General features: G+C 42.0%; 13 protein-coding genes. 5 read left to right on the plus strand and 8 right to left on the minus strand.

Going from position 1 to position 20,443, the window contains the following annotated elements:
• Nucleotides 1-7: 7 nt before the first annotated feature.
• From CYL31_RS07180 to CYL31_RS07190, 3 genes are all read left to right on the plus strand, one after another.
• Nucleotides 8-328 carry a GIY-YIG nuclease family protein gene (locus tag CYL31_RS07180; protein ID WP_212918247.1) on the plus strand — a complete coding sequence of 107 codons (321 nt, stop codon included), beginning with the start codon at nucleotides 8-10 and terminating at the stop codon, nucleotides 326-328.
• Between the two features lie 103 nt (nucleotides 329-431).
• Nucleotides 432-812, plus strand: a complete 381-nt coding sequence (locus tag CYL31_RS07185; RefSeq protein WP_212918248.1) for a VOC family protein — start codon at nucleotides 432-434, stop codon at nucleotides 810-812.
• A 130-nt stretch (nucleotides 813-942) separates the two neighbouring features.
• Nucleotides 943-2,067, plus strand: a complete 1,125-nt coding sequence (locus tag CYL31_RS07190) for a glycosyltransferase family 4 protein (RefSeq protein WP_212918249.1) — start codon at nucleotides 943-945, stop codon at nucleotides 2,065-2,067.
• A gap of 47 nt (nucleotides 2,068-2,114) precedes the next feature.
• On the opposite strand, the gene CYL31_RS07195 is transcribed toward CYL31_RS07190, so the two are convergent.
• The 5 genes from CYL31_RS07195 to CYL31_RS07215 all read right to left on the minus strand — a co-directional run bounded on the left by CYL31_RS07195 (nucleotide 2,115) and on the right by CYL31_RS07215 (nucleotide 8,819).
• Entirely contained in the window at nucleotides 2,115-4,070 is a 1,956-nt protein-coding gene (locus CYL31_RS07195) for a RecQ family ATP-dependent DNA helicase (RefSeq protein WP_212918250.1), read from the minus strand.
• Nucleotides 4,067-5,074, minus strand: a complete 1,008-nt coding sequence (locus CYL31_RS07200; RefSeq protein ID WP_212918251.1) for a serine/threonine protein kinase — start codon at nucleotides 5,072-5,074, stop codon at nucleotides 4,067-4,069. The genes CYL31_RS07195 and CYL31_RS07200 overlap by 4 nt, the downstream gene beginning before the upstream one ends.
• A 91-nt stretch (nucleotides 5,075-5,165) precedes the next feature.
• Nucleotides 5,166-6,431 (minus strand): response regulator, encoded by a 1,266-nt coding sequence (locus CYL31_RS07205; protein ID WP_212918252.1) that lies wholly within the window; start codon nucleotides 6,429-6,431, stop codon nucleotides 5,166-5,168.
• Between the two features lie 314 nt (nucleotides 6,432-6,745).
• A complete protein-coding gene (locus CYL31_RS07210) occupies nucleotides 6,746-7,999 on the minus strand; it encodes a response regulator (protein ID WP_249411726.1) in 1,254 nt (417 codons plus the stop codon).
• A 169-nt stretch (nucleotides 8,000-8,168) separates the two neighbouring features.
• The gene (locus CYL31_RS07215; RefSeq protein WP_212918253.1) at nucleotides 8,169-8,819 is read right to left on the minus strand and encodes a 2OG-Fe dioxygenase family protein; all 651 of its coding nucleotides are present in this window, start codon (nucleotides 8,817-8,819) and stop codon (nucleotides 8,169-8,171) included.
• Nucleotides 8,820-9,230: 411 nt separating this feature from the next.
• Here CYL31_RS07215 and CYL31_RS07220 point away from each other — a divergent pair, with 411 nt between their 5' ends.
• Both CYL31_RS07220 and CYL31_RS07225 read left to right on the plus strand, forming a co-directional pair.
• Nucleotides 9,231-10,787 (plus strand): methyl-accepting chemotaxis protein, encoded by a 1,557-nt coding sequence (locus tag CYL31_RS07220; RefSeq protein WP_249411727.1) that lies wholly within the window; start codon nucleotides 9,231-9,233, stop codon nucleotides 10,785-10,787.
• Nucleotides 10,788-10,894: 107 nt separating this feature from the next.
• A complete protein-coding gene (locus CYL31_RS07225; RefSeq protein WP_212918254.1) occupies nucleotides 10,895-12,673 on the plus strand; it encodes an ABC transporter transmembrane domain-containing protein in 1,779 nt (592 codons plus the stop codon).
• A 5-nt stretch (nucleotides 12,674-12,678) separates the two neighbouring features.
• Here CYL31_RS07225 and glgX read toward each other — a convergent pair whose 3' ends face one another.
• The 3 genes from glgX to CYL31_RS07240 all read right to left on the minus strand — a co-directional run bounded on the left by glgX (nucleotide 12,679) and on the right by CYL31_RS07240 (nucleotide 20,131).
• A complete protein-coding gene (gene glgX, locus CYL31_RS07230; RefSeq protein WP_212918255.1) occupies nucleotides 12,679-14,721 on the minus strand; it encodes a glycogen debranching protein GlgX in 2,043 nt (680 codons plus the stop codon).
• Nucleotides 14,722-14,783: 62 nt separating this feature from the next.
• Nucleotides 14,784-16,979 carry a 1,4-alpha-glucan branching protein GlgB gene (gene glgB / locus CYL31_RS07235; RefSeq protein ID WP_212918256.1) on the minus strand — a complete coding sequence of 732 codons (2,196 nt, stop codon included), beginning with the start codon at nucleotides 16,977-16,979 and terminating at the stop codon, nucleotides 14,784-14,786.
• Between the two features lie 26 nt (nucleotides 16,980-17,005).
• Complete coding sequence (locus tag CYL31_RS07240) at nucleotides 17,006-20,131, minus strand: phosphorylase b kinase regulatory subunit alpha/beta (RefSeq protein WP_212918257.1); 3,126 nt, start codon at nucleotides 20,129-20,131, stop codon at nucleotides 17,006-17,008.
• Nucleotides 20,132-20,443 lie beyond the last annotated feature (312 nt).

Below are 20,443 nucleotides of genomic sequence, written 5' to 3' on the forward strand. Positions count from 1 at the left end.
ATATCAAGTGACAGAACAGCGAGAAGGAAAATGTGCCTCTAAGGATCACGAGTGGAGTCTTTATATCATAAAGACTCGCTTGAATACGCTTTATACGGGCATTAGTACCGATGTTGATCGTCGCTTTAAAGAGCATTCTGGCACTAGTAAGCGAGCAGCTCGCTATTTAAGAGGAAAAGGGCCACTGGAGTTGGTTTGGCATCAAGCAGTGGGCTCTAAGAGCGATGCATTAGTGTTGGAATATCAGGTGAAGAAACTGAATCGCCGCCAAAAATTGAGCCTTATAGAAGGAGGTATAGACCTAGCGGCATTAAGCCATTCCTCTTGAAAAGAGACTAGCTTTTAAGACGTAATATAAGCTTGTTTTTCCCGTCGATCATTCGTAGCATGGCATATATTTTGTAATGGCTTGCACTGGGAGGCAAGGAGCTATGATTAGTCATTTTGACCACATTGTTTTAACCGTGGCAAACATAGACAAAGCCGTGTCTTTTTATGAAACCGTGCTTAAAATGGAGGCCATTACCTTTTCAGATGAGCGCAAAGCTATGCGTTTTGGCCAGCAAAAGATTAACCTTCAATTGTTGGGGCAAGAGCTGCGCAATCATGCAATGGAAGGATCTGGCGATTTATGCCTGATTACCAGCTGGAGCATGGACGAAGTGATTGGTCATCTGAAAGCTTGCAAAGTGACTATATTAGAAGGCCCCGTGACGAAATCTGGCGCACTAGGACCTATCCAATCAGTTTATTTTAATGATCCAGACAATAACCTAATAGAAGTCAGTGTTTATTCTGAAAAAGCAGAGTAACCGTTTAATAAAACCATCGAAGAGTCAGTAAGGCAGGCACTATTTTTTGTTAATACGCCGCTTTTTTTAGTACTTCTTGTTATCATGAATTTTTTACTTTTTATTTATTGAAGGGACTCCCAGCAAGACTATGAAAACTGTATTAATAGCGAAACAGAATCTTGAGAAAACCTATTCAGGCGCTTGTCGTAGTGTTCATGAAGAGATCAAGTATTTTTCTTCGGTTGGGTGTGAAGTACATACTATTTCTGAAAATGCCAATGTAGAAGATATAAAAAAGAGCGGAGGCATTTCACATAAATCAAAGCGTTTTTTCTGGCAGAAAAAGTTTAAGCGTAGAATTCAATTTAGTAATGAAACTTTAAAGTTAGCTAAAAAAATCAAAGCGGATTTGCTTATAGGTCATGGGGATTTACAACATCCAGATGTTCATTTTATTCATAACTGCGTACATTTAGCAGCAGAAAAAATTCATAATAAGCCACTATCTAAAAATGATGAAATGTATTTAACCCATACGCCTATTTTTCAAAATCATCAGTTTAAGCATATTGTGGCGAACTCTTATTTGACAAAAAATGAGCTAATTGCACGTTTCTCTGTGCCTGAAAAAGATATATCGGTTATTTATCCTGCTATAGATGAAAGTCAGTTTAAGATTTTGTCTAACGAGGTTAAGGCTAGAATTCGAAAAGACCTAGATGTAAAAGAAGATGAGCTTTTAGTTGGTTTGGTTACTTCAGGTAATTTTAAAAAACGTGGTATTGACCGCTTTTTTGACGCCATTAGTCTCTTGCCAGAAGAGATAGCTAACAAAACTCACTTTGTTTTCGTCGGAAAAGATCAATTGACTCAAGAGTTTCAGGCGATTTTAGAACGTTCTCCATACAAAAATAGAGTGCGCCAACTTCCTATTATTAATAATGTCGAAGAATATTTTAATGCTCTAGATATCTTTGTGTTACCGGCGAGAATAGAAGAATTTGGGCGCGTTGTTGCTGAAGCTATGGCTTGTGGCGCACCTGTGATTACGACTAAATGGGTTGGTGCGAGCGAACTTATGAAAAACGAATCGGCTGGTTTTATCTACGATGGCGAAAGTAATCAAGTATTAGCTAATCTAATGGATGCTTTGCTAAGTGATAAGGCACTGCGTGATCGAGTATCTTTGGAAAACCGAGAGTCTGCTAAAGATGTGTATGAATCTGCATTAGATGATAAGTTTAATGCTGTTTTTAATACTTATCTTCGTTGAATTTTAAGATACAGTGCATTTTGTGAATGCACTGTATCTTTGCTAGTTTATAAGTCTTGTATCGCTTTTAGAACTGATAAATAACTTTTTTCTTCATACACACCAAACCCGCTAAGTTGGCGGGCTTTTACTTTGGTGAAAATGGGTTGTGTCAAACCCGTTAAGAAGCGCGTAATCAATATCGCTGTGACTTGAGTCCCTGGGCTTTTGTTTCTAACATGTTGAGCGAACTCTTGAGCATACTTTGCTAAATTATTCCATTTCTCAACATCATCGTTTATTCCGGTTGGCTGGGCAAAGACGAGAATTTTTCCGCGACAAACCGAACAATGGCCGCAGTATTCTGGTGAATTTTGATCACCAAAATATCGAGCTAGATTATTATTCAAACAGCGATCTAATTGAAAGAAACGAATCATGGTAGCGATTCGTGCAACTTCAGCACTTTGTTTTTCTTCCACATATTGATGCAATTGGTTTGCTAATGTCTGATGGTGAAAATGCTCGCTATGGACTTGATACACTTCAGTCAAGCCTTTGCTTTCTAGCGTCAGAACATTGTGATCCGCTGCAAATTCCAAGACTTGCAATACGTCGCCTCGTGATAAGCCCGCTTCGTTAAATAGCTTATCAAAATCAGGTGTGCCCCAGATTTTCTTGTATTGAATGCCTTTTAGAATTGCTTGGTAGGCAGATTGCCACTCGGTTGGGATTTGGTTGGCAAAAGCGATTCTATCGCCTTCCCATTTAATTTTGATATCCGCGTAAAAACTGTATTTTGGCGTGAGCGCACCGAATAATTCTAGCTGCACCAATAAGGTTTTTAGCGGTAAAGAGCGAATGTTGGTGAGATTGGACAATCCGTACAGCTGTGTTTCCCATTCGTATTCAACTGTTTGCTCGGTAATGCAACGTAGTAAAGTGTCGATGTCTTGCGGCTCAGGTGTGTCACCATAAACAAAGTTTTCTAGGGTGCTTAAACCTTCCAAACTGGCGAGCATTACACATCGGCTCGGTTGGTTGTCTCGCCCCGCACGGCCAATTTCTTGGCTGTAGTTTTCGATTGATTTGGGTAAATCAAAATGCACGACTAAACGAATATCAGATTTATCGATGCCCATGCCAAACGCAATGGTCGCAACGATAATACGTGTTTTACTATTCATAAAGTCGGCTTGAATAGCGCTGCGAATATCGCTATTCAAGCCTGCATGGTAGGCGACTGCTGAGTAGCCAGCGGCTTGTAGAGTGCGAGCGACATCTTCGGCTGTTTTCTGCTGAGTCACGTATACAATGCTCGCGCCTTGGGTATCGCTGAGGATATTTTTTAAAGTGTTTAGCTTTTCATGCCGTTGTATTGGGATAAGATCAATATCTAAGTTGTGTCGGTAAAAGCCAGTTTGCACTATATGTTCAGGGTATATGGCAAACTTTTGTGCCATGTCTCTTTGCACTCTGCGTGTCGCCGTGGCAGTTAACAGTAAGACTAATGGAATGGCCAACTCTTGTTGATAAGAGGGCAGTTTTAGATAGTCCGGACGGAAGTTATGACCCCATTCTGAAATACAATGAGCTTCGTCGACTACTAACATAGAAATCGGAACGCGCTTGATAAAGCGACGAAAACGTTCGTTTTTAAAGCGTTCGACCGAGATCATTAAAATTTTAATAGCGCCACTCTGTACTCCAGACATAACAGCTTGGCTTTCATCTTTGCTTTGACTGGAATCTAAACACGCCGCAGGAATGCCTTTTGCTTTTAAAAAAGCTAATTGATCGTGCATTAAGGCAATTAATGGCGAGATTACTAGTGTCAAATTAGGCAGTTGAGTGGCAGCGAATTGGTAACACAAGGATTTGCCTGAACCCGTTGGAAAAACCGCAAGAGAAGAGTGACCGGTCAGAAGCTGTTCAATAGTTTGCTGTTGTCCTTCACGAAATTGGTCGAAACCGAACAAAGAATGAAGTGAGTGTTCTAGATGTGCTGTATTTGAAGGTATCATCGTGAAATTTGCCCCCATTCTAATTCGCAATTTTTTAGTTCGTTTAAGTGATTTATCCAATAGTCTTCACTGCCAAACCAAGCAAAAGCTTTGGTAAAAGCAGGGTCATGCCAACGGCTTTGTAGCCATGCAGTGTAACTAATGACACGCACACATTTAAAAACATCGACTAAATCCAATTCACGAGTTTCAAAAGGCAAATAGGTTTCGTAACCTTCAATGATTTCGCTTAATTGTTGTCTTGGGTTTTCTGTTTGAGTAATGTGTAACCATAAATCTTGAACGGCAACGCCATTTTGGCAATCATCAAAATCTAATAAATGAAATTGGTCGTCGTGCAACATCAAGTTACTGCGGTGGCTGTCTCCATGAATTGGACGCAACTGAGTTGGCCAATAACGCTTAATGCTGCCCTCGCACATAGCTCGCAGCGTAGCGATTTGTCTAATATAAATAGGCTTGAGCTTTTCAGGCAGCTGTAATTCTTCTGCTAGTTCTGATTGTCCAAATAAAGTACGCCCTGTCAAAATCTGATTAGCTGCATCATCCATTTGTGATAAAGGAGAGACATTGATGCGCTCTTTAAAGGGAGCTGTTGATAGCGTTTTGTGAAGCTGACCGATGAGTTCGCCAATTTGATAAAGCTGATCAAGGTTGTCTGCTTCAGGGTGTTGCCCAACTAGACGTGGAGACAAGCAAAAATACATGTCGTTATGACGAAGCAAACTCTCACCATTAAATTCCAATGGGGCAACAACAGGAACGCCTGCGGCTTTGAGTTTTAATAATGTTTGGTGTTCTTCTCGAATCTGCGCTTCGTTCCAGCGTTCAGGACGGTAAAACTTTGCAATGAGAGGAGACGCATCTTCAATACCAATCTGATAAACCCTGTTTTCGTAGCTGTTTAATGGATAAATTTGAGAGTCACTCCATAGTCCTGTGGACTCTACAGCGTCTAAAATGGCATCTGGAAGAAGGGACGAAAAAGAATGAGTAGCCGTCATAATGGATGCTCTGATATTAAAGAATAAAAATGTGTCAGTGGCTCTAACGCCAATTTGAAAATTAGCGCATGACCATAACGGTGTGAAGGGATTATAGCAAGCCGAGGCGTTTTTTAAGTGTGTGTTTTTGAGCGTCGGAAAGAGGCGTTGCTTGTCCTGATTGGATCAGACGATTCCATTGTTTCCAAGATTTAATGGCTTCTCCGACATGGTCTCGAGCTAGATATTGCTGAATCTCTATACGGAAAGAGTTAGAGACCGCTGCTGGGTTAGCTTTTCCAAAGGTTCGTAGGCGGATAAGCGTGCGCTTAAATTTATCAGCCAGCTTTGAATTATCTGAGTTGTTTGTCATCATGTTGGTTAGGCATTTTAAATACTCATAGTAGTATTCGACTTTTTCATGACTTGTTTCACGAGTCAGTCGAATGACTTTTGAGTAAGCCTGTTCGGCCGTTGGCCAATCATTTAATTGCATACTGATTTGAGCAAGTCGAAGTGCACGTTCTGTAGAGCGTGGAGAGACTTCCAAAACACTACTCATGATTGCTTGAGCATCTTCTAGATTGCCTAAATCTTCGTGTGCGTCGGCAAGTAAGTCATAGGCCGATAAAAAATGACGACTTAAGCCAATAGTATGCTCTAGTTTTTTTATGGCGGCAGCGACTGTGCCGAGTTTGAGTTCACATAATGCAATGCCGTAATGTGCCCAAGCTAGGTTTTTGCTTTTTTGAATAATAAGCATGTAATGGCTTTTGGCGTCTTTGTATCGACCTCTAGCATAAAGTGATTCGCCAATGATTTTTAAACATTGACTAGCAAAATGAGGGTATTGCACCATAACTGCTTTAGCTTGCGCTTCCATTTTTTCAAAATCATTTTCTTTTCTAGCCGTGTTAATCCCTTCAAAGGTTTTCTTTTGTTTTTGGACTCGCTCAAAGCGCCGGAAAAAAGCAGCGGGCGGAAAGGGTTTAACAAGATAGCTATCTGGTTGATATTCCAGCACGCTGACAACACTTTCATATGCAGTGTCGGCAGTAATCATGATAAAAATAGTGGAATGGTCTTGAGAGTAGTTCTTGCGGGACGTTTCTAAAATTTGCTGGCCGTCTATGCTGCCTCCAAGGTTATAATCGGATAGTACAACATCATAAGGCCTTTCTAGAATTCGCTTGATAGCCGATTGTCCAGAGGGTTCTACATCTATATTGGCATACCCCATCGACGTCATTAAAGACTTCAGCATCAGTCGCATTTCACCGATATCTTCGATGATCAAAACACGCTTTTTTGATATGTCGACAAGTTCTTGATGGATATCGTTTGTGTTTTCAACGCCAAGGGCGATTACATCTGTCAAAGGTACTACCTGACTTTAATAAGCTTGCGAAAAATCTAATGTTTTATTTATATCATTTGAAAAATTAAAAAACTTATAGTAATCGTTATTAATAGTTAAGATCTGTAATATGATGATTTTTTCTATTAATTATCAATAAGATATGAGGAATTTAAATTTGTTACAGAATGTAAGTGTGTCTATTTCTTGATGATGAAATACACATCTTTAATGAGAATGATTGTATTTTTAATAGGGTGTAGTGATTGATTGTGTTTTGTGCCGAATAGATTGAGTGTAAAAAAACTCAAACATTTTTTTACACTCATTGGCTATTAAGATAAGCCTAATCGTTTTTTTAAGGTGAGTTCTTGTTCTCGTGATATAGATGATGCTTTTCCTGCTAGTATTAATTGCTTCCACTGTTTCCAAGATTTAATCGCGTCATCCCGACGTTCTCTATGAAGGTGTTGCTGAACCTCTACACGAAAGGAGTTTGACACAACGATAGGATCGTCTTTTCCTAACATGCGTAATCTTGTTAAAGAGCGTCTAAGTTTTTCTGCTGTTTGTGGTGGGTGATCTTCACCTTCTTGTATCGCAATCAGACATTTAAGATGATCATAATAGTGTTCTATTTTTTCGTGTTGGGTATCTTTGGTTAAACGAATGACCCGTGAATAAGCTTGCTCTGCTATTTTCCAATCTTTTAGTCTAACGCTTATTTTTCCAAGTCTTTTTGTTCTTGCTAGAGATCTAGGCGTGATTTCTAAGCTGGCTATCATCGTTTTTTGAGCCGCTTTGTGGTCGCCTAATTTTTCATATGCACTAGCAAGGTCATCATAAGCCGGTAGAAAGTGACGACTAATGCTGATGGCTTTTTCTAAGCTAGCCACAGCAGATAGAGGTTGTTTCAAGCTTAAGTCACATTGCGCTACGCCGAAGTGGGCCCAAGAAAGCTCCTTATTGTGTTTGATCACTCTCATATAATGAATTTTAGCTGTTTTATACTCTTGCCTTGATAGCAGAGACTCTCCAATAACCTTTAGGCATAAACTGCTGTATTGGGGATGTTTGGCCATGATAGCTTTGGCTTTGCTTTCCATCATCGCAAAATCCATTTTTTCTCGGTATTCATCAACTTCTGAAAAGATACTTTTTTGCAGTTTAATACGGCGTAAACGGCGGTGTAATGTCGAAGGAGTAAAGGGTTTTACCATATAGCTATCAGGTCGGTGCTCTATTGCACTGACGACGCTGTCATAACCTGTATCTGCGGTAATCATGATGAAAATAGTAGAGGGTGCGAGAATGTTGTTTTTTCGCGCGGTTTCTAGAACCTGTTGGCCGTTAATACGACCACCAAGGTTGTAATCGGAAAGAATAATATCAAAACGTTTCGCTGCTATACGTTTGAGGGCACTTTGACCTGAGGCTTCAACTTCTATGTTTGTATAGCCTAATGAGAGCATCATAGATCTTAGCATTAGGCGCATTTCATTCATGTCTTCAATGATCAATACGGACTTTTTACTTATATCCTCTGCGACTGTTTCGTTACTTGCATTCGTCGTAAATGTGTCTGTCACTGGTTAGCTTTCCTCGGCATGAGTTCTTACAAAAGAACCCATAAAATTACAAATTGTTACATTCGCGTTTTATATCATGCTTAGTAAAGCCGACCTAGTGTTTTCAGATTGATTTAACAATAAAAAGTTGTAATCAATAAGGAAGTTAAATTCCAGATTAGTGACTAATCTAATGCATCAAGTTCGCCGTCAGGACAAAAATGTCCATATGACCTTGATCACCATCAATCGGCTTAATTGGCTGAGCGCTGTGGAAAAACTTACGGTCGTTTAAGACGACGAATTCCCCTTTATCAAAATCGTGGCTGATGAGGGCAGGGCTGTTATTATCTAGATGAATATTGATATTGCCGCCTTCTATGTTATGGCGCTGCATGACATAAATTCCGATACGATCAAAGCCGTCCTGATGAATGCCTTCTGGCGCCACTTCAGCACTTTTATGGTCCGCAAAAATACGTAACTGATGCACTTCGATTGGTGTGCCATCTACCACACTGGCCATTTTCTGAAAGTGTTCAAATAATTCTATGAAGGCAGGATCTATGACTATGTTGTTATCAATTTCTTCATAGCTACGTACCACATTCCCTTGGAAGTGGTTGATGCTTTCATCTTGAACAAACGCTTGTGAAGGTAAACGCTTTAGCTGTCCTTGCTCGAGAGTAAAGCGGGAATAGCGGCGCAAACGAAATTCGCCATCTGCATAGGGATTTGCTGGTAAATGATCAAAAGAAGGTGCGAGGTGATTAACACTATCTGGTGTTAGTTGTCCTAACTCAAGATAGAAAGAGTCTGTTTTAAGTTTATTGGTGATCATGGTGATTATCCTCAATATGAGCATTGGCAGATTGTGCGCAACGCTTGTTTTATTTTTATTTTGCTTTGTGAGCTTGTTTTCTAGTGTAGTAGGATTGTTGGAGATTTTTTCTGCTTTTTATGTGCAAAAAAATGATTTTTGGAGATATCTAATCTTATATTGTCATTTTTTGTGCATTGATAATCCAATTTTGAGGGGAGCCAAATGCATACCTAAAAATGAATACTTTTTTATATCAAGAATAATGTCTAAACAAAAAGTGTTGTTTTTTTGCGGTATCGTTTTGCCAATAGCAACTATTGATGGATTTATCAGTGCGACTTTAGTCTTATGCGCTTCGTTTTGTGTTGACCTTCGGCTTACATAACTTAACACTGGAAAAAAATAATAATTAAAAGGAAGGAAAAGGCGATGGTGTATTTCCAGCTATTTGGTGTGTTTGGGCTTCTCGTACTTTTTATCGTTGGCTATGTGCAGGGCTCAGTTCCTGTGTCTTATATTGGCGTTGGTATTTTGTTATGTGCTTTTTTGCTTGTTCCAAAACTGATTCGCAAAGCACCCTCTAATACTTCTCAAAACTCTGATACTAAAGATAATCAAACCTATTCTGAAGTGAGTAAAACCGTGACTCGTGCCACATCAAAGATGGCAATAGGGGCGGCAGAAGTGTCTCATTTTGTTGATACGCTAAGTAAAGACATACATCTTACCCGTGATGACAGTGAGCAAATTTCCCAAGCGGTAGAAACATTGTCAGGTACTGGATTGATGTTGTCGACTAATTTAGGTCAGCTAGCACGGACCATGAGTGATACGGCAGAATCGAGTCGTACCGCTCAAGTCGCCTTGTCACAAAGTGCCGATCAGATCCATGAATTAACGGGAAAGGTACAAACCGCCAGTGAGCAATTAGCCTTATTAACCAAAAGTGCCGATGATATTGATAGCATTACAGCGGTTATTAAAGGTGTTTCTGAACAAACTAATCTATTGGCACTCAATGCGGCCATTGAGGCAGCTCGCGCAGGTGAACAAGGTCGAGGCTTTGCGGTGGTTGCGGATGAAGTGCGCGCGCTGGCTGCTAAAAGCGCCGATGCCTCAGAACAAATTTCTAGCCTTTTAGCTGATGTTCGTCGTAATAGTGAACTAACCAACAATGAAATGTCATCGTTGAAAAGTCTCACTGAGTCTCTTTCGAGTACCTTATTGGGAGAAACTCAACGTTTTATTTCTTTAACGCAAGAGGTTCAAAATGCCTCTGCTGTTTTGTCTGAAGTCGAAAGTGCGGGAGAAGAGTTGGGCGCAGCCAGTACCCAGATTAATGGTTCTGTTTCGCGTATTAGTAGTTCATTACAAGATATTTCCCAGCGTAGCGATAAACTGTCAAAAGAGGCATCAGGTTTAAGTAATGGCGCTGAAATCGTTTTTAGGGAGCTGGATAAGGTTGATCGGTCATTGTTTTTTTCTGAATTACTTATGGTGGCGAAAAATTCTGCACAAGCCATTGGGCATCTATTTGAAGAAGCAATTGAAAAGGGCAATTTGACGCAGCAAGCCGTTTTCTCTAGAGACTATCAGCCTATCAATAACACCAATCCACAGAAATACAGTACTTCCTACGATGCTTTTACTGATCGTACTTTTCCGGCCATTCAAGAAGCGGTTCTAGAAAAATATGAGCAAGTGATGTTTGCTGGAGCGGTCGATGTCAATGGCTACTTTCCAACTCATAATAAGAAATTCAGTCAGCCGTTAAGTGGCGATTATGAAAAAGACTTGGTGAATAATCGCAGCAAACGCATTTTTAACGATGCAACGGGCAGTCGATGTGGCGCCCATACCGACAGCTTTTTACTGCAAACCTACAAGCGGGATACGGGTGAGATTCTCCATGATCTTTCCGTGCCTATTTTTGTCAATGGTAAGCATTGGGGCGGTTTCCGTATGGGGTTCAAATCGGGCGCCTGATTCAGAAGTGTTTAGCAATGAGTCATCTCTACTCGGTATTTACCCAGTTGCGATAGCTCAGATACGCTATAGTGACGGCCATTATTACTTTGTGGTGGTTTTGACAGATGAACAAGTCGGAAAAAGTTGATAGCGGAATAAAAACACTCCTGCCTTTTTTGCGTCCATATCGACGCCAGATGGTGTTGGCATTGATCGCCTTAGTGGTCACTGCTGGCACCATGTTGAGCTTAGGTAAGGGCGTACAATTTCTTATTGATCAAGGCTTGGCTTCTGGGTCGGAAGCTGGCTTGACTCATGCCTTGATGATTTTCATTGCTTTGGTATTTTTATTAGGTATTGGCAGTTTTTGCCGCTTTTACTTGGTGTCATGGATAGGTGAGCGAGTAGTGGCTGATATTCGTCAAGCGGTGTTCGCGCATTTATTAACCTTGTCGCCTTCCTTCTTTGAAGATAACTCTCCAAGTGAAATTCAATCCCGTATTACCTCTGATACCACGCTTTTACAAAGCGTGATTGGCTCTTCTTTGTCGATTGCCTTACGCAGCAGTTTGATGTTGATTGGTGGGATTTTATTTTTGCTGGTGATGCATTTTAAATTAACGCTTATTTTGCTGACCTGCGTACCTTTTGTGATTGTTCCGGTAGTGTATTTTGGCCGACGAGTGAGACGTTTATCCCGTGATAGCCAAGATGAAGTGGCCAATGTCGGGCGCTATTTATCACAAGCACTGCGCCATATAAAAGTAGTGCAAGCCTTTACTCATGAAAGGCATGATGCACAGCGTTTTTCAGCCACGGTTGATCGAGCCTTTGATGTGAGTGTAAAGCGTATTCAACAACGCTCTTGGCTCACTCTGATGGTCATTTTGTTATCGATGAGTGGCATTGGGGTGATGTTGTGGTTTGGTGGTAAAGACGTCATCTCTGGAGTGATCAGTGCTGGTGATCTGGCGAGTTTCTTATTTTACTCTATTATTGTTGCTGGTGCCGTTGGTGCTATTTCCGAGGTTATGGGCGAGCTGCAACGGGCTGCGGGTGCAGCTGAGCGTATAATGGAATTGCTCAGTGCAAAAAGCGAGGTGGTAAGTGGCTCTTCCGAATTTCCTTTTCAGCGTATGGCTGACATTCGTCAAGGCGAAGCCATCATTCAGTTTAAGAATGTCGAATTTCGTTACCCAACAAGGCCGGATTATGCGGCGTTAAAGAATTTGTCTTTTTCTATTAAGCAAGGCGAGATGCTGGCTTTAGTTGGACCATCAGGCGCGGGTAAGTCGACCTTATTTGAATTGCTTCTGCGCTTCTATGATCCTCAGCAAGGCAGTATTTACTTGGCAGGCGAGAACATTAAAGCCTATTCCTTAGACGATTTACGTCAGCGATTCGCTTTGGTGCCCCAAGAGACGGTTCTTTTTGACCAAACCGTTTACGATAACCTAGGGTACGCCAATCGCAATGCCAGCCACGAGTCTATCCAATATTCGGCAAAGCAAGCCAATGCTCATGAATTTATCACTCGTTTAGACAAAGGTTATGAGACTCGCTTAGGCGAAGATGGTGTGCGTTTGTCTGGTGGTCAAAGGCAGCGAGTGGCGATTGCTCGGGCGATATTAAAAGATGCACCGATTTTGTTGCTAGATGAAGCAACCAGCGCCTTAGATGCAGAAAGTGAAAACAAGGTCCAAGGCGCACTGGAGCCTTTGATGACGGGCAGAACCACCTTGGTAATTGCCCATCGCTTGGCAACGGTATTGAATGCAGACCGAATTATTGTGATGGATCAAGGGGAAATCATCGCTCAAGGCTCCCATAGCGAACTACTTGAAACCTGTACCTTGTATAAACGATTATCCGACTTACAGTTTAATCAACATTATGACGTTTAATCTGATTAAAATTTGCCAACAAATACACCACGATAAGCGCAATGGAGTGTGCTGTCTTCTGTAATGGATAACCCAGGGGTCTGGTAAAGTGTTTCTATCTTGTCGTTTTCTGTAGGTAACGGAATACTAAGAGGCACATCGTCACTATAGAATACTATCCAAAAACTGCTAGAAAGATCGGCTGGCGTTAGCGTTAACGCAATGAAATGTCGACTGTCATCGGCCCAGTTTTCTATCATCATTGCTTCACTTTGTTCGTTGAGCCAATGAATTTTATCCGACGACGTATGTTGATAAAGCGGATCATCTTCTAGGCGAATCTCTGCCAAAATAGGATAGGTTTTTCGTAACGCCATGAGTGTTGCTATGGTGTCTTGAATTGCTTTTCTCGCATGGCTTGTTTCAGTGTCTATGTCTTGCCAAGTTTGCCACGTAATGTCGTTATCTTGGCAATAGGCGTTGTTGTTACCTTGCTGACTATGAGATAGTTCGTCACCACCTAAAATGTGTGGCGTGCCCTGGCTTAATAGCAGCGTAGCCATAAAACAAAGCTGCTGATTTAAGCGCTTTGCTTGAATATCTTTGTCGTCTGTTTCACCTTCTGCGCCAAAGTTTTGACTAATATTTTCACCATGGCCGTCACGGTTTTCTTCCATGTTGGCGAGGTTATGGCGTTGGTGATATGACACCAAATCCTTCATGGTATAGCCATCGTGGTAGGTGATGTAATTCACTGAGTTTAAGGCGCTTTTTTGGCCTTTATGAAAGTAGTCTCTTGATCCCATAAGACGTGTCGCAAACTCTGGCACTAAGCCATCATCACCACGCCAGAAACGACGAACCGTGTCTCGGTATTGGTCGTTACATTCCAGAAAGCCTCTGGGAAATTGTCCGACTTGATAACCGTTTGGACCAATGTCCCAAGGTTCCATTACAAGGCACGTTTCGCTTAAAACAGGATCTTGAAGAATGGCCTGTAACAAGGGGGCTTTTGCTATGAAGTCATGATCGGTGCGACCAAGATCGACACCTAGATCAAAGCGGAAACCATCGACCCCCATGACTTCTACCCAATAACGCATACTGTCACAGATAAGACGAATGCTGGTGGGGCTATAGGTATCAATACAGTTACCACACCCCGTGTAATTCAAATACTGCCCATCTTGGTGGCGATAATAGCGTGCATTGTCTAAGCCGCGGTAACACACGCTGGATTGATCTATCTCGCTTTCTGCTGTGTGGTTATAAACAACGTCTAGAATTACCTCAAAGCCAGCTTGGCGAAGCCCGTCTATCATCTGTTGGAATTCTGAAACTGGGTCTTTTATGGCATAAGAGGGCTCAACGGCAAAAAAGCTAATGGGGTTGTAGCCCCAATAATTGCTTAATTCGAGTTGTTGCAGGTGTCTCTCTGTCATAAAGCTAAAGCAAGGCATTAACTGAATCGTAGTGATATTCAGGCTTTTTAAATGTTTGATGCCAGCGGACGAAATGACACCAAGATAAGTGCCTTGAAGCTCGCTTTCAATCGGTAGGTTTTTGCTAAAGCCTTTAACATGCAGTTCGTATAAAGCACGACTTGACGGTGTGATTTTCGTTCTTGCAGGACGATCTGGTTTTGCCTTGATGGTACGTACAATAGATTTAGGGACGCAATAGGCAGAATCGGTTGGGTGCGCTTTACCTTCTTTTGTTATTGCTGCTTGATCTTCGTGCCAAACCAGTTTAGCGCTTAACTCTTTCGCATAAGGGTCAATAAGCAGTTTTCGCTCATTGTAGACAAGCTGAAGTTCTGGTTTGAATTCGCCTTTGGCTCGCAGTCCATAATGCTGACCTTCTTTTAAACCAAGTACTTCCATGTACCAAATGCCCTTTGTTTTATTAATAAAGGGCAGCGGTTCTTGTTCATTGCCTTCGTCATCAAATAAACACAAATACAGCTGAGTCGCGTTTTCAGCAACCACTGCGAAATTGACACCATTTTCGGTCACTGTAGCACCTAGAGGAAAAAGAGAGCCATTGGAAATCTGGTGTGCTTGGTTCATTAATACCTCTAGATGCTGTTTATGTTGCTGTCGTTATTGCAAAATGTTGTTAGTGCTAGCGATTAAGACTCGCCTAACCATTTTAATAAAATGCCAGCCAGTGGCGGTACTTGCAGTTCAATACTTTGGTCACGGCCATGACTGACAATCGTCTGTGTATCGTATTGTTTGCTTTTGACGAAGCCACTGCCAGTATAGCTTGTCTCATCCGTATCCATGATGACTTGGTAGCGACCCGCTTTAGGCACGCCAATACGATAGTTGCCATGTGGTGTCGGCGTAAAGTTAATCACAGCGACCGCGTGTTCATCACTGTCTTTGGCTTTACGGGCAAAGGCCAAAATACTGTTGGCGCTGTCATCGTAGCTGATCCATTCAAAGCCTTGATAAGAGTGGTCAAATTGCAAGCTCGCTTCGTTTTGATAAAGATGATTTAGGTCTTTTGATAGCGTTTGCTGAGCTTTATGGAAATCGGTGTTTAGCAAATGCCAATCCAAAGAGCGCTCATGACTCCATTCTTGGCCTTGCGCAAACTCGTTACCCATGAAGTTGAGCTTCTTGCCAGGATGGAAATACATGTAAGCCGAAAAAGCGCGTAAATTAGCAAACTTCTGCCAAGCATCTCCGGGCATTTTAGTGATCATCGAGCCTTTGCCATGCACTACTTCATCGTGAGAAATCGGCAGAACAAATTGCTCGTCAAAGGCGTAAACCATACTAAAGCTAAGTTCGCCTTGATGGTGCTGGCGATAAATTGGGTCTTTTTTAATGTAAGCCAGTGAGTCATTCATCCAGCCCATATTCCATTTGAAGCCAAAGCCCAAACCATTCATATAAGTTGGCTTAGACACACCAGGAAAGGCGGTAGATTCTTCGGCTACGGTAAAACAGCGCGGATGATTCAAGTACACGGTTTCGTTTAAGCGACGTAAAAAATCTATGGCTTCGTAGTTATGATTGCCGCCGTCCTTGTTGGGAATCCATTCGCCGTCTTCGCGGGAGTAATCCAAATACAACATAGAGGCCACGGCATCAACGCGTAAACCATCAATGTGGAATTCTTCTAACCAATAAACTGCATTACTGATTAGGTAATTCACCACATGTTCTTTGCCAAAATCGTAGATCAACGAATTCCACTCTGGATGCCAGCCTTTTTTAGGGTCTGGATATTCGTATTGTTTGGAACCATCGAAGTTCGCTAAACCATGGCTGTCGGCTGGGAAATGCGCTGGAACCCAATCCATAATTACGCCGATATTGGCTTGATGAAGTGCATCAACAAGGGCTTTGAAGTCTTCTGGTGTACCAAATCGAGATGTTACAGCATACAAGCCGACAGGCTGGTAGCCCCAAGATCCATCGAATGGGTATTCAGTAATCGGCAATAATTCGACGTGTGTGTAGCCCATTTCTTGAATATAAGGAACCAGCTGGTCTTTGATCTCAAGATACGTCAGCGGTTGATTGTCATCCTTACGACGCCATGAACCAATGTGTAATTCATAAATGCTCATGGGTTTTTCGTAGATATCTTCGATAGGGCGTTTAACCCAAGCGTCGTCCTGCCAAGCGTGCTTATTATCAAAGCAGGTTACGCTGGCAAAAGACGGGTATTGCTCAATACGCTGTGCATATGGGTCGCTGCGATGAGGAAGGATTTCACCTGATTTTGCGCGAATCTCGAACTTATAACGGGCACCGTGATTAACGTCTGGAATAAACAATCGCCAAATGCCATCGCCATTGCTCGACATTGGGTGAATGCGGCCATCCCAAGCATTAAAGTCGCCAACCACAGACACAGATCGCGCTGCTGGCGCATACACAGCAAAGCGTGTGCCTTGAATGGTCAGTTTATCGTTTACCTTGGCTCCAGCACGAATCGCCCCTTGGCTTTTGTATTGATTCGCTTGATGATGCTCTGGATCGACAAAGGTCGTATTAGGAAATTGATATGGGTCGACTAGGGTATAAGTGCTTTTGTCTTTATAAGTGATTTCAAGGCGATAATGAAAGCGCGTAGTTTCTTTTGGCCATTTTGCGTAAAACAAACCTTTGTCATCAGTCTCGCTCATTTTGGCGAGTTCTTTGTCTGAATCTATGGCTAATACACGAATAGATATCGCTTCAGGTTGCCAAACCAGTAATGACAAACCTTTTTTAGAAGGGGATGCTTGTAGTCCTAAACAGCCAAAAGGGTCTGAGCAACGTGCTTGTAGCACATCGTCAATTAGGGCGTTTTTTATTAAATCCATTCACTTCTCCAGCAAGAGTGAGCGTGTTAACTCGATGAGTGTTGGTGCTGATGACTGTGAAGTTTGCTCACTGCCCAACGCAAATATTGGTTTACTTTATTAGGTGTTATTTGTGCAAATTCATCCAATGCAGCTTCTGCCCAGCTGTCTTCTGGGTGTTCTGCTTGATGTTGCTTGGCGTGATCCAAAGCCGCTTGGGAAACTAACACCGGCAAGTTTATTTCTTGTTCAAACTTGCAGTTTTTATGTTGTTGGCAAAACTGTATGAAGGCATACAAGCCTTCGAAAATAAGACTCTTATACCAGCTAGGATGAATGTCTGATGTTAAGGTTTCAATCAGTAGTGCAAAGGTGTCTTCACCCGGTGTCATTGAGCTGAGCGCACGTTTGCAATCCAACGCAGTATTACTTTGTAAATCACCAAATACAATGGTGTTGGCATGACTTAAACTTCCCCAGAGCTGCAGCAACATAGATTCTGGTAGCTTAGTGATCATACCCTGCTCAGAACGCCAGTCAAACCAGTCGACATCTTTCATCTTACTTTGCGCATCACTACTATTGTGGTAGCGCATGTTATTGGCCACATGAGCAAATTCATCGTGCTTCTGTTGTAATGCTTGCGTGAGGGCTTCGTAAAGCTCACTTGGTGAGACCTTAGACAATGTGTCGAAAACAGGCGCATCATCTTCTGGGTCAAATTGTCGAGCACAAAGCATGGCTAAGTTATGAATACGAATAGTACGCACCCCAGAGAAAAACTCTGGATGGACTTTAATTAGCGTACCTGCAATGGCAATTAATTCATGACAAATGACCAAACCAATTGGTGATGAAGAAACACTGCGCAGCATGTCCAAAATAGCATCTTGGTGCAATGGCGAACTGATATCGACTTCTGTTTCTGGTGTTTCACCAATCACTAATAAACGCTGGCGAACGGTAATGTCGGCAATGTAGGTTGCTAAATCCGTCGAAGGTTTCAGAATCAGAGAATACAGCTGCCGAGCAGGGCGCCAGTTTTCCGCTAATAACGCCTGAAGGTAAACGCTATTCAATACTTTATACGCGGTAATGGCAGGTGTTGAATTTGGTATGGTGCTCATCAGTGCTCGTCGACCACCGAGCTCCATTAAGCAATCGACTGCTTCGTCTAAACTCGGCTTATCGACTAAGCGAGCAAGCAGAGCATCGGTTTCAGCTGTTTTAATGCTAGCAACATCATAGGTTTTTGGTTTGTCTGCTAAAGGCCAAGGCGTATCATGAAGCGGCAGCTTGGTTTCTAACTGTTTATGGTCAAGAGAGCTAATTATAATGGCGCGACGATTTCCTGATTTAAAGGCATTCTTAGCTGATTGAGGAATTACACGGAATTCTTCGTGCTCACGTTTTTGCAGCAAGCGAATAAATTCAAATAATTCGTCACTGCCTTTCATTTCACTCATTGCTTCATCGATGAGAATGCTGAAAACCGCATTAGCTTGATAATACCAATGTTCAGCAATGGTTTTCAGTTCGTTACGTATATGAGCTTGGAACAGGGAGGGGTCAATCTTACGGTAGTCTTTGTCTTCGTTTTGAATCCAAGACAAGCATAAGTAGCTTTCTTCATTGATGCTAAATGCCTGAGAGGTTGCCAAGCTGTTCAATGCACGATTAGGGCGACCTGTCAGCCCTAATGTCTCGGAAGCACCAAGATGACGGTAGGTTTCAACTAGCTGATCGGCGCTGATGGCTTTCAGTGGCGCAATGTCTTCTAGGGTTTGGCAAAGGCAACCAGCATTCAATAATTTTTGTTTAACCTTGTCATTTTGCGCCAAGATAACCATAGACGTGGTGACTTTGTTTGGCCTGTGCTGAACACGATGTAAACCAAGTGGATCGAGATCATCTGTGGTGATTAGCTCTTCATCGAGCATTTTACCGACCAGGAACAAACTTTGTGCCCAAACCAAAGGGAGGTTGTCATTGGGAACACGTTTTTGAGATCCTGGTTTTTCTTTCTCCGCTAGGATGTTTTCTTGCGGCACATAATAAAGTTCTGGCAGTAGCATTTGACCATCTTTTTCAACCATAAGTGACTCTAACTTATGGCGATAAAAGTTAGCACTTTCCCAATCTCGGGCAAACAAGCGGTCAATATAAAGGTAAGTAAAAAATAGCGGCCATTCGGATTCAATGTGCTCGAAATTAATTAACTCATCGTACTCGTAATAGATTCGGCTTTGGTCTTCAAGCTCGGATTGGTGACCGTCTAATAAAAAGCGTTTACAGCCGTATTCGCCGCCCAACTTGCTAATGATTTCTTTGCGTGTGCGGCGAGTTAGTTTTTCATCGTTTACCGCAAAGGCTGGGAAGCCAATGATACTAAGAATAGCGCTGTCGACTTCTTTTGAGCGAGACTCTTTCGGTAACAAGGATTGCAATACAGAACCTGCGCGAGCAACGGCGTCTGCAAAGGAATGGACTACCGCCCATTCCGGACCTTCTTCACCAAATAAATTTAGTCCATCCATGGCTTCCATAGCGGCTTTCGCCATGCCAACGGAACTGGCGTTAATTTCGGCTTTGCCATTATTTACCTTATTACCTCGCTCCCAAATACCGTAATCTGGTGTGCGATAAGTACGAGAAATATAATAAATAAGGTTTTGGATAAAGTTGAATTCGTCACGAGAAAAGATCAGCTTGCTGCCAGCTTTGGTCATTTGAGCCAACATCAGCAAATAAAAGCTGGTGGCATCAATTTGCAAGTGTCCCCAAGCATCATCGGCAACCGCTTCTAAACCGGTTTTCGTATCGTATTTGGCGTGTAGTGCGTCTTTTGGGTCTAGGCTATGCTTGAAGGATTCTACTTTATGGGATTGACGCATCATGGCGAATAATAAGCCACGCATCATTTTTATACAGGCGAACTCGAGTTCATTAGCGCGCTTTTGCGGATTAGAAGCACGCTTATAGGCTAGATGTAAGGCCCATACGGCTTGGATACTATAAACATTATCTCGCACCCAAGCATCTGTGTAGTTACCGTGGTTATTAATACTGGTGCTAGCAGGGAAAAGCCCTGTTACGGGATGCTGGCGGGATAAGATAACCGCTTGGATATGTTGATAAAGAGAATCTAGCTTATCTTGCGTATCAGACGCCATATTCGATCCTTTATAAAACGCTGCTGTTAAGATCAGTTACTTAGTTCAAACTATACAAACTATAGTGCGAATTAAGTTTAAAACCACTATACCCAAACATAATGTGACTCACCAAGCAGTTAAGGGCTTCTTTTTCACTTAATTTTTGAAAATGTCGTGTTTTACATAAAATCATACAGTTATGCACAAAATGAGAGCGTGAAGTATCGCTTGGGCTCCATATAAATTAGCCCCTATTTAAGATGGATGTTAATAGAGGGATGTGAATTTTTATAGATAAAAAATGCATCAGGATAATTCAAAAAGGGCTAC

Source organism: Marinomonas sp. A3A (assembly GCF_018336955.1).
Classification (GTDB): Bacteria; Pseudomonadota; Gammaproteobacteria; order Pseudomonadales; family Marinomonadaceae; genus Marinomonas; species Marinomonas lutimaris.